The organism is Leeuwenhoekiella sp. MAR_2009_132, from assembly GCF_000687915.1.
Taxonomy (GTDB): Bacteria; Bacteroidota; Bacteroidia; order Flavobacteriales; family Flavobacteriaceae; genus Leeuwenhoekiella.
On the sequence record NZ_JHZY01000004.1, the window covers coordinates 1,367,550 to 1,380,246 of the forward strand.

The 12,697-nt window shown below is 37.4% G+C and carries 14 protein-coding genes and 1 tRNA gene; 7 read left to right on the forward strand and 8 right to left on the reverse strand.

Annotated elements, in window-relative coordinates:
- Positions 1–48 precede the first annotated feature (48 nt).
- Both P164_RS14360 and P164_RS14365 read right to left on the reverse strand, forming a co-directional pair.
- A tRNA-Ala gene (locus P164_RS14360) sits at positions 49–122 on the reverse strand.
- A gap of 42 nt (positions 123–164) precedes the next feature.
- Entirely contained in the window at positions 165–959 is a 795-nt protein-coding gene (locus tag P164_RS14365) for a universal stress protein (RefSeq protein WP_028377030.1), read from the reverse strand.
- A 45-nt stretch (positions 960–1,004) separates the two neighbouring features.
- Here P164_RS14365 and P164_RS14370 point away from each other — a divergent pair, with 45 nt between their 5' ends.
- On the forward strand, positions 1,005–1,508 hold the full coding sequence (locus P164_RS14370; RefSeq protein WP_028377031.1) for a GNAT family N-acetyltransferase: 504 nt from the start codon (positions 1,005–1,007) through the stop codon (positions 1,506–1,508).
- Positions 1,509–1,552: 44 nt separating this feature from the next.
- Complete coding sequence (locus tag P164_RS14375) at positions 1,553–2,890, forward strand: MATE family efflux transporter (RefSeq protein WP_028377032.1); 1,338 nt, start codon at positions 1,553–1,555, stop codon at positions 2,888–2,890.
- 11 nt (positions 2,891–2,901) lie between these two features.
- Here the strand turns inward: P164_RS14375 and P164_RS14380 are convergent, their stop codons facing one another.
- Complete coding sequence (locus tag P164_RS14380; protein WP_028377033.1) at positions 2,902–3,549, reverse strand: 2OG-Fe(II) oxygenase; 648 nt, start codon at positions 3,547–3,549, stop codon at positions 2,902–2,904.
- A gap of 211 nt (positions 3,550–3,760) precedes the next feature.
- Between P164_RS14380 and P164_RS14385 the strand changes: the two genes are divergently transcribed.
- Together P164_RS14385 and P164_RS14390 are read left to right on the forward strand one after the other, a co-directional pair.
- A complete protein-coding gene (locus tag P164_RS14385) occupies positions 3,761–4,210 on the forward strand; it encodes a 6-pyruvoyl trahydropterin synthase family protein (RefSeq protein WP_028377034.1) in 450 nt (149 codons plus the stop codon).
- A 41-nt stretch (positions 4,211–4,251) separates the two neighbouring features.
- On the forward strand, positions 4,252–5,034 hold the full coding sequence (locus tag P164_RS14390; RefSeq protein WP_028377035.1) for a UDP-2,3-diacylglucosamine diphosphatase: 783 nt from the start codon (positions 4,252–4,254) through the stop codon (positions 5,032–5,034).
- Here the strand turns inward: P164_RS14390 and P164_RS14395 are convergent.
- The 3 genes from P164_RS14395 to P164_RS14405 are packed head-to-tail and all read right to left on the reverse strand — an operon-like array spanning position 5,027 to position 8,674.
- Complete coding sequence (locus P164_RS14395) at positions 5,027–5,374, reverse strand: DUF6686 family protein (RefSeq protein WP_028377036.1); 348 nt, start codon at positions 5,372–5,374, stop codon at positions 5,027–5,029. The two genes, P164_RS14390 and P164_RS14395, sit on opposite strands and share 8 nt — an antisense overlap.
- Positions 5,375–5,432: 58 nt before the next feature.
- Positions 5,433–7,127: a single-stranded-DNA-specific exonuclease RecJ gene (gene recJ, locus P164_RS14400; RefSeq protein WP_028377037.1), complete on the reverse strand. Its 1,695-nt coding sequence runs from the start codon at positions 7,125–7,127 to the stop codon at positions 5,433–5,435.
- The gene (locus P164_RS14405) at positions 7,127–8,674 is read right to left on the reverse strand and encodes a hypothetical protein (protein WP_051621363.1); all 1,548 of its coding nucleotides are present in this window, start codon (positions 8,672–8,674) and stop codon (positions 7,127–7,129) included. Before P164_RS14405 ends, recJ begins: the two co-directional genes overlap by 1 nt.
- Before the next feature lie 135 nt (positions 8,675–8,809).
- Here P164_RS14405 and P164_RS14410 point away from each other — a divergent pair, with 135 nt between their 5' ends.
- Positions 8,810–9,238 (forward strand): hypothetical protein, encoded by a 429-nt coding sequence (locus P164_RS14410; protein WP_125411782.1) that lies wholly within the window; start codon positions 8,810–8,812, stop codon positions 9,236–9,238.
- Here P164_RS14410 and rsmI read toward each other — a convergent pair.
- Positions 9,235–9,912 (reverse strand): 16S rRNA (cytidine(1402)-2'-O)-methyltransferase, encoded by a 678-nt coding sequence (rsmI, locus tag P164_RS14415; protein WP_028377039.1) that lies wholly within the window; start codon positions 9,910–9,912, stop codon positions 9,235–9,237. The genes P164_RS14410 and rsmI overlap by 4 nt on opposite strands.
- A 10-nt stretch (positions 9,913–9,922) precedes the next feature.
- Positions 9,923–10,804 carry a hypothetical protein gene (locus tag P164_RS14420; RefSeq protein WP_028377040.1) on the reverse strand — a complete coding sequence of 294 codons (882 nt, stop codon included), beginning with the start codon at positions 10,802–10,804 and terminating at the stop codon, positions 9,923–9,925.
- A gap of 100 nt (positions 10,805–10,904) precedes the next feature.
- Here P164_RS14420 and P164_RS14425 point away from each other — a divergent pair, with 100 nt between their 5' ends.
- Entirely contained in the window at positions 10,905–11,546 is a 642-nt protein-coding gene (locus tag P164_RS14425) for a thymidine kinase (RefSeq protein ID WP_028377041.1), read from the forward strand.
- Positions 11,547–12,644 carry an alanine racemase gene (gene alr / locus P164_RS14430; RefSeq protein ID WP_028377042.1) on the forward strand — a complete coding sequence of 366 codons (1,098 nt, stop codon included), beginning with the start codon at positions 11,547–11,549 and terminating at the stop codon, positions 12,642–12,644.
- Positions 12,645–12,697 lie beyond the last annotated feature (53 nt).

Genomic DNA, 12,697 nt, shown 5'->3' on the forward strand with positions numbered 1-12,697 from the left:
CGATTATAAGCAAAAACCCCGTCATCATTGCGATAACAGGGTTTTCTGTGGAGAAGATGGGATTCGAACCCACGACCTCTTGACTGCCAGTCAAGCACTCTAGCCAACTGAGCTACATCCCCATTTACTGGCGCAAATATACTATAAATGCGCTTACAATATTCTTACTGCTGCTCTTTTAAGACCAGTAGTGGTGTCCGACTTTCAAAGTCGGCCTTTTTTACAGAGTCATCGTCCCAAAGCTTTTCAAAAAAGCCACGTTTGCGTTTAAAAACACAAATCATATCAGGTTTATTTTCATTAAGATGCTCTAACAAACCCTGAAAAACAGTAGCATTCTCTGTAGATTTATAAGTGTCGACGAGTTCGCCTAAGTTTGCATCAAATTCAGAATCTTCTGGTAAGTAATTAGGAGTCTTAATTTGTAAAAGCCTAACATCTGCCTTGTAGCGTTTTTTAATTGTACGTAAAGGATCTAATGTGCGTTTATCGTGAACAATACCAGACTTTACAGCCATAAGAATACGACTTATGGGTTTATACTCATAATCAACTGGAACGACTAATACGGCAGTCTCAGTATTTCTAAGCAAACTACCTGCAGTTTTACCTAAAAAGTTTGCTTGATTTACGTTGTGATGTTTCGGTGTGAGCACAATTAAATCAAGGTTTGTTTTCTGATGAAATTTCCCCACGGCCTCTACCCAGTCATCTCCTTCAAGCGGTTTTACGCGTACTTTTATACCTTCCGTATTAAAAGCGCTCAACTGCTCTTCTATTTCCTGAGCTGTAATTTGAGAAACGTTAAGCGTTTTAGGTAAACCCCCAGATCGCGCCGGCTCTTTGTACAATTTAGATACATAAAGCGTTGCTTTAAGCACACGTGCCAGTTCAAGAATATACTTGACATTGGTTTTTGAAAGAGTTTGATTACCAAGTGGAAGGAAAATAGTTTTCATCTTTACAAGCTTTATCTCAATTTTGAACAAAATTAACGCTTATCTATGATACGCAAGGCAAAACTCTCAGAAATAGAATCAATTCTTAATCTTACCCGTGCGTGTGCAATGGCTATGATTGAGAACAACATATATCAATGGAATGATCATTACCCGTCTCATCAGGCCTTTGAAGAAGACATAAAACGTGACGAGCTCTTTGTTTTTGCTCAAGGCGAAAAAATAACAGGTACCATTGTGATTTCTGCTTTAAAAGATGAAATCTATGAGCAGGTTAACTGGCTTACTCCCGGAGACGCTGATTCTATCTATATTCATAGACTCGCTGTGCATCCTGATTCACAAGGTCAGGGCATTGCGCAGCAACTTATGAATTTTGCTGAAGGTTTTGCTAAAGAGAATAAGTATGTTTCAGTACGGCTAGACACCTTTAGTAAAAACCCCCGAAACAATATATTTTACACAAAACGCGGCTATCATAAGCTTCAGGAAATTTATTTTCCGAAGCAAAGCGAGTTTCCGTTTTACTGCTACGAACTTGTATTTTAAGTTTTGCAACTAAGAAGTGGTATTTTCTCAATAAGCTATGCTTTATGTCAAAAACAAATACCCTCTCTTTTAAAAATATTAACCGCCTTGCCATTCCGGCTCTTCTTGCGGGTATAGCAGAGCCTATACTTTCTGCTACAGATGCTGCCGTAGTAGGTAACGTACCCATTAATGCCACCGAAGTACTTGCTGCTGTAGGTATCGTAGGTTCATTCTTATCAGCTTTAATATGGGTTTTAGGCCAGACTCGTAGTGCCTTACAGGCTATAATCGCACAATATTATGGAGCAAATAAAATAGATGAGATTAGCACATTGCCGGCACAGGCAATCTATTTTAATATTCTACTAAGCGTTGTTATTTTAGTAAGTACTCTTCCGTTTATAGAAGGTATTTTTTCATTATATAATGCATCGGGTCTCATATTAGAATACTGTGTACAATATTATTCTATTCGGGTTTGGGGCTTTCCGTTAACACTATTCACTTTTGCGGTATTTGGCATCTTTAGAGGGCTTCAAAATACATTTTGGCCCATGGTTGTGGCTTTAATAGGAGCTGGTTTAAATATACTACTTGACTTTGCGCTTGTTTATGGTATTGAAGGTTACATCCCGGCATTGCAACTTGAAGGTGCTGCCTATGCAAGTTTAATTGCGCAGGGAGTTATGGCTATTCTATCACTTATATTAGTGTTGTCAAAAACTAAGGTGAGTCTCAAATTAAAACTTCCGGTTCACCCAGAACTTTGGCGACTCGTAGGTATGGCACTTAACCTTTTTGTGCGTACCATTGCGCTTAATGTCGCGCTTTACCTGGCAAACTCATTTGCTACCGGCTATGGTGCCTCATATATCGCAGCACAAACTATTTTAATAAATATCTGGTTGTTTTCAGCATTTTTTATAGATGGCTATGCCGCAGCAGGAAATATTCTGGCCGGTCGTTTTCTGGGAGCTAAAGATTATAAGAGCCTTTGGGATCTTAGTAAAAAACTCACCAAATACAGTTTGATTATTTCTGGCGGATTAATGCTTATTGCTGCAATTTTCTATGAACAGCTGGGTTTGATTTTTAGTAAAGAACCTGAGGTTATCGCTCGTTTTACCACAATCTTTTTTATTGTGATCCTGATGCAACCGTTAAATGCACTTGCTTTTATTTTTGATGGAATTTTTAAAGGTATGGGTGAGATGAAATACCTGCGCAACGTATTAATGGCTGCAACTTTTTTTGGCTTTGTACCCGCTATATTTATCGCAGATTATTTTGATTTAAAACTCTATGCGGTATGGATTGCTTTTACGATGTGGATGGTTGTGCGCAGTGCTGCTTTAATCTTAAAATTTAGAAAACGCTTTAAACCAAAAATTGAAAGCTAGAGCCTCAAAACCTATCGTGTTTTTAACCAACCTGTTATACTAAAACGCTCTGATGCCAATACCGGTTTAACCTCATGCTCTAAAACCTGACTTTCAAAAATGACCATTCGCCCAGGTCTGGGAATGATATCTAAAGCTGTCTCGCCAGTTTCAGAAGGTAAATACAGGGTGAGCTCGCCGCCATTACTGGCAATCCAGGAATCGTCATTTAAATAGCACACCATAGACAATTTACGACGGTCATCATTCTGAAAAGTATCTAGGTGTCTTTTGTAAAAAGTTCCTGTGGGATAGACAGCATAGTGAAATTCTTTCTGCAAGATCCCTAAAAAGCACGTGCGATTTAAATAAGCAACGAGATCATTAATTTTAGCAAAAAATCTACGCTCAACAGCGCGACCTTCGGCTTCATTAATCCACAAAATAAAGTCCCCTCGTATAGATTTATCAATCTCTTCATTAAGCCTATTTCCTATGGCAGCTTTTTTGAAGCAATCTGCCTCATATACATCTTTTAAAGACTGTCGTAATTCTTCGATCTCAGAAGAATCAAAAAAATCATCTACGATACTATAACCCCTATCTAAAATATCAGATATAACCATCTCATAAACAGGATTTTCTGTAAACTGAAGCTGCTCAAAAAGTTGTGTTTCCATGGCGGCAAATTACGTGCAAAAAACAATAGAAAAACCCAAACTTTTTTCTTGACATTAATTTTTAGGCTTGGGGCATATACTTTACTACTTTTACACTCTTAATTAGAATTAAAATGGAGTTTTTAGAATTTATAAGTGGTACAGGAATTTATTTAATTTTTGCCATCGCATTAATTGTAGTGGTACTTATAAGAAAATTTAAAAAGTAAGTATGAGTAACATACGCATCACAAAGCAATTTTCATTTGAAACGGGTCACGCATTATATGGCTATGACGGTAAATGTCGCAATGTACACGGGCACAGTTACAAACTTTCGGTAACTGTGATAGGCACCCCTATTTCTCAAAATGACAATGTCAAATTTGGTATGGTAATCGATTTTGGAGACCTCAAAAAAATTGTAAAAACAGAAATTGTTGATGTGTTTGATCACGCTACGGTTTTCAACAAAAACACACCGCACGTTGAACTTGCTAAAGAATTATCAGACCGTGGGCACAATGTTCTTCTTGTAGATTACCAGCCCACTAGTGAAATGATGGTGATTGATTTTGCTGAAAAAATCAAGAAATACCTTCCTGAAAATATTAGCCTATTCTCTTTAAAACTGCAGGAAACAGATAGTAGTTTTGCAGAATGGTATGCCTCAGACAATTAAGCCTCATTAATATCATCTCAACTTTATCCTAAATTTACGGTATGAAGCAACCCGTTTTGCAAGCCAAAATACCCGAAGGAAAAAAAATTTACTTTTCTAGTGATAATCATCTGGGTGCTCCTACTGCAGAAGCCAGTAAACCACGTGAATTAAAATTTGTAGCCTGGCTTAACGAAATAGAAAAAGATGCAGCTGCTATTTTTCTTTTAGGAGATCTTTTTGACTTTTGGTTTGAATATAAAACAGTTGTACCTAAGGGCTTTGTAAGAGTTCTGGGTAAACTTGCAGACCTGCGTGATAAGGGTATCGCTATCTACTTTTTTGTAGGCAATCATGATTTGTGGATGCACGATTATTTTGAAACCGAATTAAACATACCGGTGTATCACAACCCACAAGTATTTGAGTTTAACGATAAACGATTCTTTATAGGACACGGCGATGGCTTAGGCCCAGGAGATAAAGGATATAAACGGATGAAAAAGGTTTTCAAATCGAGCGTTTTTCAATGGCTTTTTAGATGGGTACACCCTGATATCGGCGTACGTGTTGCGCAGTACCTTTCGGTGAAAAATAAGCTTATAAGCGGTGATGATGACCATATTTTTTTAGGTGATGAAAATGAATGGCTTGCTGCTTATGCAAAGCGAAAGTTGCAAACTAACCACTATGATTATTTTGTATTTGGGCACAGGCATTTACCTATGAAAATTGATGTGGGTACAAACTCCTCTTACCACAATCTGGGAGATTGGATCGTTCATTACACTTATGGCGTGTACGACGGCACCTCTTTTGAACTGAAAGAATACAACCCTAATTAAGGGCTGTTTGCATATACGCCTGCGCTTCCATTCTTAAAATTGTTTGGTCTAAAAGATCCTGTATATCTTCTAACTCCTGCTTATTTACCGCAAGGTCTATGCAGTCTGAAGGTGTTTTTAGAAGTAACGATCTACACTCTTTAGGATTTATACAATCTTTACATTTATGCTCACTCTTTGCAGCTTGTGTTTGAAAAGCAAATGATTTGAGCTGATCTAAAGTGAAATAAAAACCTATATCCCTAAATACTACCTGTGCTTTAAGAATGCTGTCATTAGATGTCTTCCAATAGAAAGAAATACCAGACTCGTTGCGATAGATGATATTTATATGTTTCATAAACCCGATTTTACACAAATATAAAACCTTGTTTAGAATTAATCTAAATAGAATTGAATTATTCCTGAATATCTCTTAATTTTAACTGAATGCTCACATTACCATTCCACTCATTAAGGTCAAGAGAATAAGCAGCTTTAAATGGTTTTTTGTTAGTTATAAGATTGCATTTTGCTCCCAGATTAAATCCTATAGCTCCTATTTGAATTGCACTATTGTTTTGGGTAACTGTACATTTTAAATGATCTTCATCTGCCCCTACACATTTACCATAACCCGTATCTATTAGATTTTTACTCATAAAAACAGGAGACATATTTCCCGGCCCAAAGGGTGCAAACTGCCTTAAAATTCTATAGAATTTTGCGGAAATTTCGTGTAGTTCAAGACAAGCATCAATAGTTATTTCAGGAATAAGCAAACGCTCATCTATACTACCCGATACAACCTCTTCAAATTTTGCTTTAAAACCAGGGTATTGAGCTTCACTCAGTGTTAGACCTGCGGCGTATTTATGCCCTCCAAATTGTTCTATATGTTCACTACATGCTTCAAGGGCTTCATACACATCAAATCCTTTAACAGAACGAGCACTGGCAGCTAGTTTATCTCCACTTTTTGTAAAAACCAGCGTAGGACGATAATAGGTTTCAATTAGGCGTGAGGCAACTATACCTATAACACCCTTATGCCAGTTTTCCTGATACACAACAGAAGTTTTTAAGTCTTCTTCTTTATTTGTGGTAATCTGCTCTAAAGCTTCTACTGTTATTAGTTTGTCCAGATCTTTTCGCTCTGCGTTATAATTTTCAATATTCGCAGCCATTTCCTGTGCAATTGCCTCATCTTGCTCAGTGAGTAATTCTACCGCGTGTAGCCCGTGTTTAATACGGCCCGCGGCATTTATGCGCGGTGCAATTATAAAAACAACATCGGTTATGGTAAGGGTGTCTTTTTTTACATTTTCAATTAAAGCTCTAATGCCTGTGCGCGGCAACGTATTTATAACTTCAAGACCATAAAAAGCAAGCACTCTGTTTTCCCCGGTTATAGGTACAATGTCTGCACCTATTGCAGTAGCAACAAGATCTAAATAAGGAATCAACGTTTTAGCAGGCAAGCCTTTTTCCTGCTCTAAAGCCTGTATTAATTTAAACCCTACGCCACAGCCACACAATTCATCGTAAGGATAGGTGCAATCCTCTCGTTTAGGATCTAGAACCGCAACAGCATCTGGCAATACTGGGCCCGGTCTGTGATGATCGCAGACGATAAAATCTATTCCCAGTTTTTTTGCATAAGCAATCTTATCAACTGCTTTAACACCACAGTCTAATGCAATAATTAAGGTAATATCATTATCGTGGGCATAATCTATACTCATATAAGAGACGCCATAGCCCTCTGCATAGCGATCTGGAATATAGGTAGCAACCTGCGGATAATGGCTTAATAAATAACTACTCATTAAAGCAACACTTGTCGTGCCATCTACGTCATAATCACCATAGACTAAAATATTTTCTTCCTGTTTAAAAGCACTATTGATTCGGGCAACAGCTTTATCCATATCTTTCATTAAGAACGGATCGTGTAATTCATCTAGCGAAGGTCTAAAGAATTTCTTTGCTTTTTCATAGGTGTCTATACCGCGCTGCACCAGTAGCACCGCAATCTTTTCGGGCACTTTTAATTCAAGAGCTAAAGCTTCAGTAATTACTTTATTAGGAGTGGGTTTTAACGTCCAGCGCATTACTCTAAATTTATTTTAAGCATCCAGCATTTGGTTAAATCTTTCATCTTTCGGTAGCCTTTTACACGATTATACAATGCATCGGGGTCTTGACTAAAATCAATATATACATAATGAAATCCGTTTGAGGGTCTCACAAATTGCTTTGGCGAAAAACCTGCCTGTACCATTTTTTTAGCCCAGTTATCTGCATTTTTAGCGCTAGAAAAAACATGGTTTACAGCATAATAACCACTTACAAGCCCAGGGACCTCAACAGAATTTGCATTGATCATTTCTAATAGGTCTTCACTTCGTTTTTGTACAGCTACTTCCGGTTTTTTTGTTTCCAAAACCGGTTCGGGAACGCTTTGTTTTTCTTCTAAGGCTACTTTTGTTTCTGATATTTGCTCTGTGGGTTGTGCAACAATACTATCTGGTTTGCCTTCTACGATAACATTTTGATAATAATCGCTACTTATTTCGGTCTGAAAGGCGTTAAAAAATACAAATAATCGGTCCTCCTCGGTTTTAAACTGAAGCTTCACGCTGGTAGCATCATTGCTTATGACTTCGTTTTTTACGTTAGGTATTTTAATCTGGGCTAAATCAAAACCTAATGTGTTACTACTAGAAGGAGATCGATCTAAATATGTAAGGTCATTTATAGTAATACTGCTATTAAAAAAATTATTTGCAAAACGCACTTTACTCTTTAACGGCATGTATTTTTTCTGCTTATTGCTATAAATAGAAACGACATCTTTTGAAAGTGCGAGATCACCTTCGAGGCCAGCTAATATCACCGAAGTTTTTACATCTCCCTTAGAAACAGCCCTAAAATTTTTAAAAACCAACTCCTCTGGTTTCTCTGTACTTATGTATCTAAAACCTTGATAACTTGTAAAATATTGTAAGGGTGCTTTTGCATCTTCATAGACAATATATAACATCCACCCGGCAGAACTCCCCCCGTACATCTCCCCTTCTAATGCTGCTACATTTGCTAAAGTATAGGTTCCTGAACCCGCAGCATTAGCAACAAGTGTTTGGGTTATATCGCTGTAACAGACATAGGGAGCGGCATTTTTTAAATCGGTATTACCATCTACCATCCCATCATATACAAGTTCTCCCTGTACTTGTATATATTCATTTTTACTCGGAATTTTTAATTGAACCAGATCAAAGGGACGATCTCTCTTTTTCTTTAAATCATAAACAATACGGCCGCCTCGCACTTTTTGTTTGCCTACTGCACCAGGGTATGTCGCAGCCCAGTATAAGCCGGCATATACGATTTTAGTATTTGCCGGTACTTTTAAATCTGCGCTGCTAGAGCTGTAGGTGTCTGAGTCGTCATCTATATCTACATAAACCATCTCAGTCTGGTCGTTTATACCTCGGGGCCTATCATAGGCATCTCTTGAGTCGCTACTCAATATATTATTGCCAATTACCCTACTGTCACCGTGCAGGTAATATTCATTAACCCGCTGAAAAGAAACACCCTGGCTAAAACCTGAAACAGCAAAAAATAAACATAATATTCGTATTATTAAGCACATAGCCGTTTTGTTGAGTAGATTATTACTTAAAAAAAATAGGGGATTGCCGAAGTTACAAATTAGTGTGGTTTTACAAATTATTTAAGCTTTCGTATTTTTCATTTAAATTTCTGAAGAAAACTCCAAATAAAAAAGATGATGAAAACGTCAAAAATCAAACTCACCTTTATAAATCAATCTCATCTCTGGCGCATTCTGGTGCCGGCAACAGGTGCAGTTTTATTAATTATAGGTCATTTCTTTTTAGAGAATTTAATAATAGGTAGACTCATACAACCTTTAGGAATGTTACTTGTTTTTCTTCCCTATTTAATTCCTTTTAAGTTTAAAAATGTCGTGCGTTATTCTACAAATGGAATCAATTTCAAACTAAATACAGGAAGTTCTAAGGCTTTTCGCTATTCTCAAATTAAATATCTCGAAGCTCTTGAGAATCATTTAATTTTATGGAAAAGCAAGAAAAAATCAATTAAAATAGATGTATCTGCGTATAGTAAAGAAGATGTAAACATGCTTATAGATTTATTACAACTTCAAAAAACAAAAGCTATAGAACCTATTTAATCTTTCGGCTTTCCTGCTACTACGACTACAAGTTCGCCCTTAGGAGGCTTCGCTTCAAAATGCTTTAAAACTTCTTCTACAGAACCCCGTACGGTCTCTTCATGAAGTTTTGAAATCTCGCGTGAAACGGAAATTTTCCGATCTGCGCCAAAATATTCTACCATATTTGCAAGAGTCTTAACCAGCTTATGCGGACTTTCATAAAGAATAATGGTACGCTCTTCTTCTGCCAGAATTTTAAAACGCGTCTGCCTTCCTTTTTTAACGGGTAAAAAGCCCTCAAAAACAAACTTATCATTAGGTAAGCCACTATTTACAAGAGCTGGTACAAAAGCGGTAGCGCCTGGTAAACAATCTACCTCGATACCTGCATCTACACAAGCCCGAGTTAATAAAAAGCCAGGGTCTGAAATTGCCGGTGTCCCTGCATCACTAATAAGAGCAATGGTTTGGCCACCTTGTATACGTGACACTAAGTTTTCTACAGTTTTATGCTCATTATGCATATGATGCGAGTGCATCTGTGTAGTAATCTCAAAATGTTTGAGAAGTTTCCCGCTTGTGCGTGTATCTTCGGCTAAAATAAGATCTGCCTCCTGCAAAACTTTAATAGCTCTAAAGGTCATATCGTCAAGATTACCTATAGGGGTGGGAACAAGAAAAAGTTTGGCCATAGTGCCTGTTCTAATCAAATTTACGACCTACCAGTTCCATAAAGCGATTTTCATAAACCTCTTTTCCTTCCCACATATTATAATCTGGTTTGATCATTGTATTTATAAGGTTAAAGGCTTCTTCTTTAGACCGGGCTGTATTGAGCTGAGAAAGCACCCGGTTGTAATCTGCAGCGTTACCATTAAACAAATGCTTGATAAAGGCAATACGATCATTAAGACCAAAAGACAAACCTCTGGTGGCACGATCATTTAATTTTTTTGGCTTTAGTTCTTCTTTAGCTGCTTCTTTCTCTTCAAACTCAGGAATACGGCCATATTCACCTATCTCGTCTCTGTCATTTTTAAGATAATTAGGCTCCTGCGTTATTTTCTGAAACATCTCGTCAATGGCATCAGCTTCAGAAGGCATTTGCGCAACGATGTCTTTTATTTTTTCCATCACAGGCTCGTAAAGAGACGCCTGATTAATTTTTTCTTCGGTTTTATCTTCTCTAGAGCTTACCACTTGTGGTGCTACGGGTGGTTCTTCAGGCTTTCTTAATCGCTCAAATAGTTCTGTATTAGATGCTGCTATTCGTGCAATACGCTCCAAATCTGTTTCTTCTTTTGTAGCCTCAAAATTTAGCTGAGGTGCTTGTTGCGTTTCCTGTACTTCCTGTATAATTTCTTCTAGAGTATCTGTATCTTCTTTTTCTAAAGCTTCAATAATCTCCCGCTTACCTATTGTAGGTTTTGAACCTTCAAAATGAGATTCAACATAAGCCATGATAGATAAAGCCTCATAAATTTTAAGAGCTTCGTGTTTTAAAGTCTCATAATCACTATCGGAATCTATTTTTAAAATCTTATGCGCCAGGCTAACCAAGTCAGATTTTAATTTCTTCTTCATAAGTTTTTTGTTTGCTCTGTTTATTGCTGGTCTTTTTAATAAATTTGCTCAGCCCTCAAAAAATAGCACTGTTGCCCTTTAAGAGGTTGAAAAATACAAAATGTTTCTCGAAAATACTGTAAATCACAAGGAGCAATTTGGGTGGATAGAAGTCATCTGTGGCTCTATGTTTTCTGGAAAAACAGAAGAGTTAATTAGAAGATTAAAGCGCGCCCAGTTTGCAAAACAGAAGGTTGAAATTTTCAAACCCTCTGTTGACACACGCTATGATGAAGAATTAGTTATCTCTCACGATGCCAACAAAATTAGATCGACCCCAGTTCCTGCTGCTGCAAACATACCTATTCTTGCAGATGGCTGTGATGTTGTGGGTATAGATGAAGCGCAGTTTTTTGATGATGAGATTGTAAAAGTATGTAACGATCTTGCAAATAGAGGTGTACGTGTAATTGTCGCCGGTCTTGATATGGATTTTAAAGGAAATCCCTTTGGCCCAATGCCGGCTCTTATGGCTACTGCAGAATATGTCACTAAAGTTCATGCAGTTTGTACTCGTACCGGTAATCTTGCCCAGTATAGCTATCGAAAGGCAGCTAGTGATGATCTTGTATTATTGGGAGAAACTGAAGAGTACGAACCGCTAAGCAGAGGCGCCTATTATAAAGCCATGCTACGTGAACGCCTCAAAACAATAGATGTTAAGGACCCCGAGGTACTTAAAAATCCTAAAAAAACAGAGTAAATGCCACATACTGTTCTTGAAATAGATCTCAACGCTTTAAGTCATAATTATGATTACCTTAAATCTAAACTGAACCCAGACGTAAAAATGCTGGCGGTTGTAAAGGCTTACGGATATGGTAGTGAATCTGTTGCTATTGCTAAAAAACTAGAAGTAAAAGGCATCGATTATTTTGCCGTTGCATATACCTCAGAAGGAATCGCATTACGTGAAGCTGGTATCAAAACACCTATACTTGTGCTACACCCACAAATTGAGAATTTTGAAAAAATAATAGAGCATTGTTTAGAGCCTAGTATTTATAGTTTTCGCGTTTTAAAAGCATTTATCGCTACCGCGGAAGAAAAAAAAATAACAGATTATCCTGTACATATTAAATTTAATACAGGACTCAACCGCTTAGGTTTTAAAGATGTAAATGAAAAAGACATTTTAGAACAGGTAAATGCCACTAGCGCTATCAAAATTAAATCCTTGTTTTCACACCTCGTGGCAAGTGAGGATATGAATGAAAAAACATTCACCTTACATCAGATTGAAACCTTCACTAAGAATTCTAAAAATATCATTAATGGCCTGGGCTACTCCCCCATATTGCATCAAAGCAATACTTCTGCGATTATCAATTACCCGCAGGCACAATTTGATATGGTGCGCACGGGTATAGGTCTATATGGTTATGGTAATACTCAGGAAGAAGATTTAAAACTAAAACCGGTAGCCACATTAAAAACGGTTATTTCTCAAATTCACGAGATTTCAATTGGTGAGACTGTAGGATACAATCGGGCTCATACAGCAGCTAAAAAAGAACGTACTGCGACCCTGCCCCTTGGTCACGCCGACGGTATCTCAAGAGCTTATGGTAAAGGCCGAGGTTATGTGATGATACACGGAAAAAAAGCACCCATAATAGGCAATGTATGTATGGATATGATTATGGTAAATGTTACTAAAATTGACTGCGAAGAAGGTGATGAAGTCATTGTCTTTGGAAAAGAAGCTTCTGCAGTAGCACTATCTGCACGTATAAAAAGTATCCCGTACGAACTTATAACAGCAATTTCTCAGCGGGTTGAGCGTCGTATTATTGAGTAAATCGATTAATTATTTTTACGAGCAATTCTATTTTTAACTATATTAGCATTTCT

Coding starts and splice junctions, on each gene's coding strand:
- P164_RS14365 (WP_028377030.1), bottom strand. CDS start 959: ATGAAAACTATTTTCCTTCCACTTGGTAATCAAACTCTTTCAAAAACC.
- P164_RS14425 (WP_028377041.1), top strand. CDS start 10,905: ATGTTTCTCGAAAATACTGTAAATCACAAGGAGCAATTTGGGTGGATA.
- P164_RS14375 (WP_028377032.1), top strand. CDS start 1,553: ATGTCAAAAACAAATACCCTCTCTTTTAAAAATATTAACCGCCTTGCC.
- P164_RS14390 (WP_028377035.1), top strand. CDS start 4,252: ATGAAGCAACCCGTTTTGCAAGCCAAAATACCCGAAGGAAAAAAAATT.
- P164_RS14380 (WP_028377033.1), bottom strand. CDS start 3,549: ATGGAAACACAACTTTTTGAGCAGCTTCAGTTTACAGAAAATCCTGTT.
- P164_RS14410 (WP_125411782.1), top strand. CDS start 8,810: ATGATGAAAACGTCAAAAATCAAACTCACCTTTATAAATCAATCTCAT.
- alr (WP_028377042.1), top strand. CDS start 11,547: ATGCCACATACTGTTCTTGAAATAGATCTCAACGCTTTAAGTCATAAT.
- P164_RS14370 (WP_028377031.1), top strand. CDS start 1,005: ATGATACGCAAGGCAAAACTCTCAGAAATAGAATCAATTCTTAATCTT.
- P164_RS14395 (WP_028377036.1), bottom strand. CDS start 5,374: ATGAAACATATAAATATCATCTATCGCAACGAGTCTGGTATTTCTTTC.
- P164_RS14420 (WP_028377040.1), bottom strand. CDS start 10,804: ATGAAGAAGAAATTAAAATCTGACTTGGTTAGCCTGGCGCATAAGATT.
- recJ (WP_028377037.1), bottom strand. CDS start 7,127: ATGCGCTGGACGTTAAAACCCACTCCTAATAAAGTAATTACTGAAGCT.
- P164_RS14405 (WP_051621363.1), bottom strand. CDS start 8,674: ATGTGCTTAATAATACGAATATTATGTTTATTTTTTGCTGTTTCAGGT.
- rsmI (WP_028377039.1), bottom strand. CDS start 9,912: ATGGCCAAACTTTTTCTTGTTCCCACCCCTATAGGTAATCTTGACGAT.
- P164_RS14385 (WP_028377034.1), top strand. CDS start 3,761: ATGAGTAACATACGCATCACAAAGCAATTTTCATTTGAAACGGGTCAC.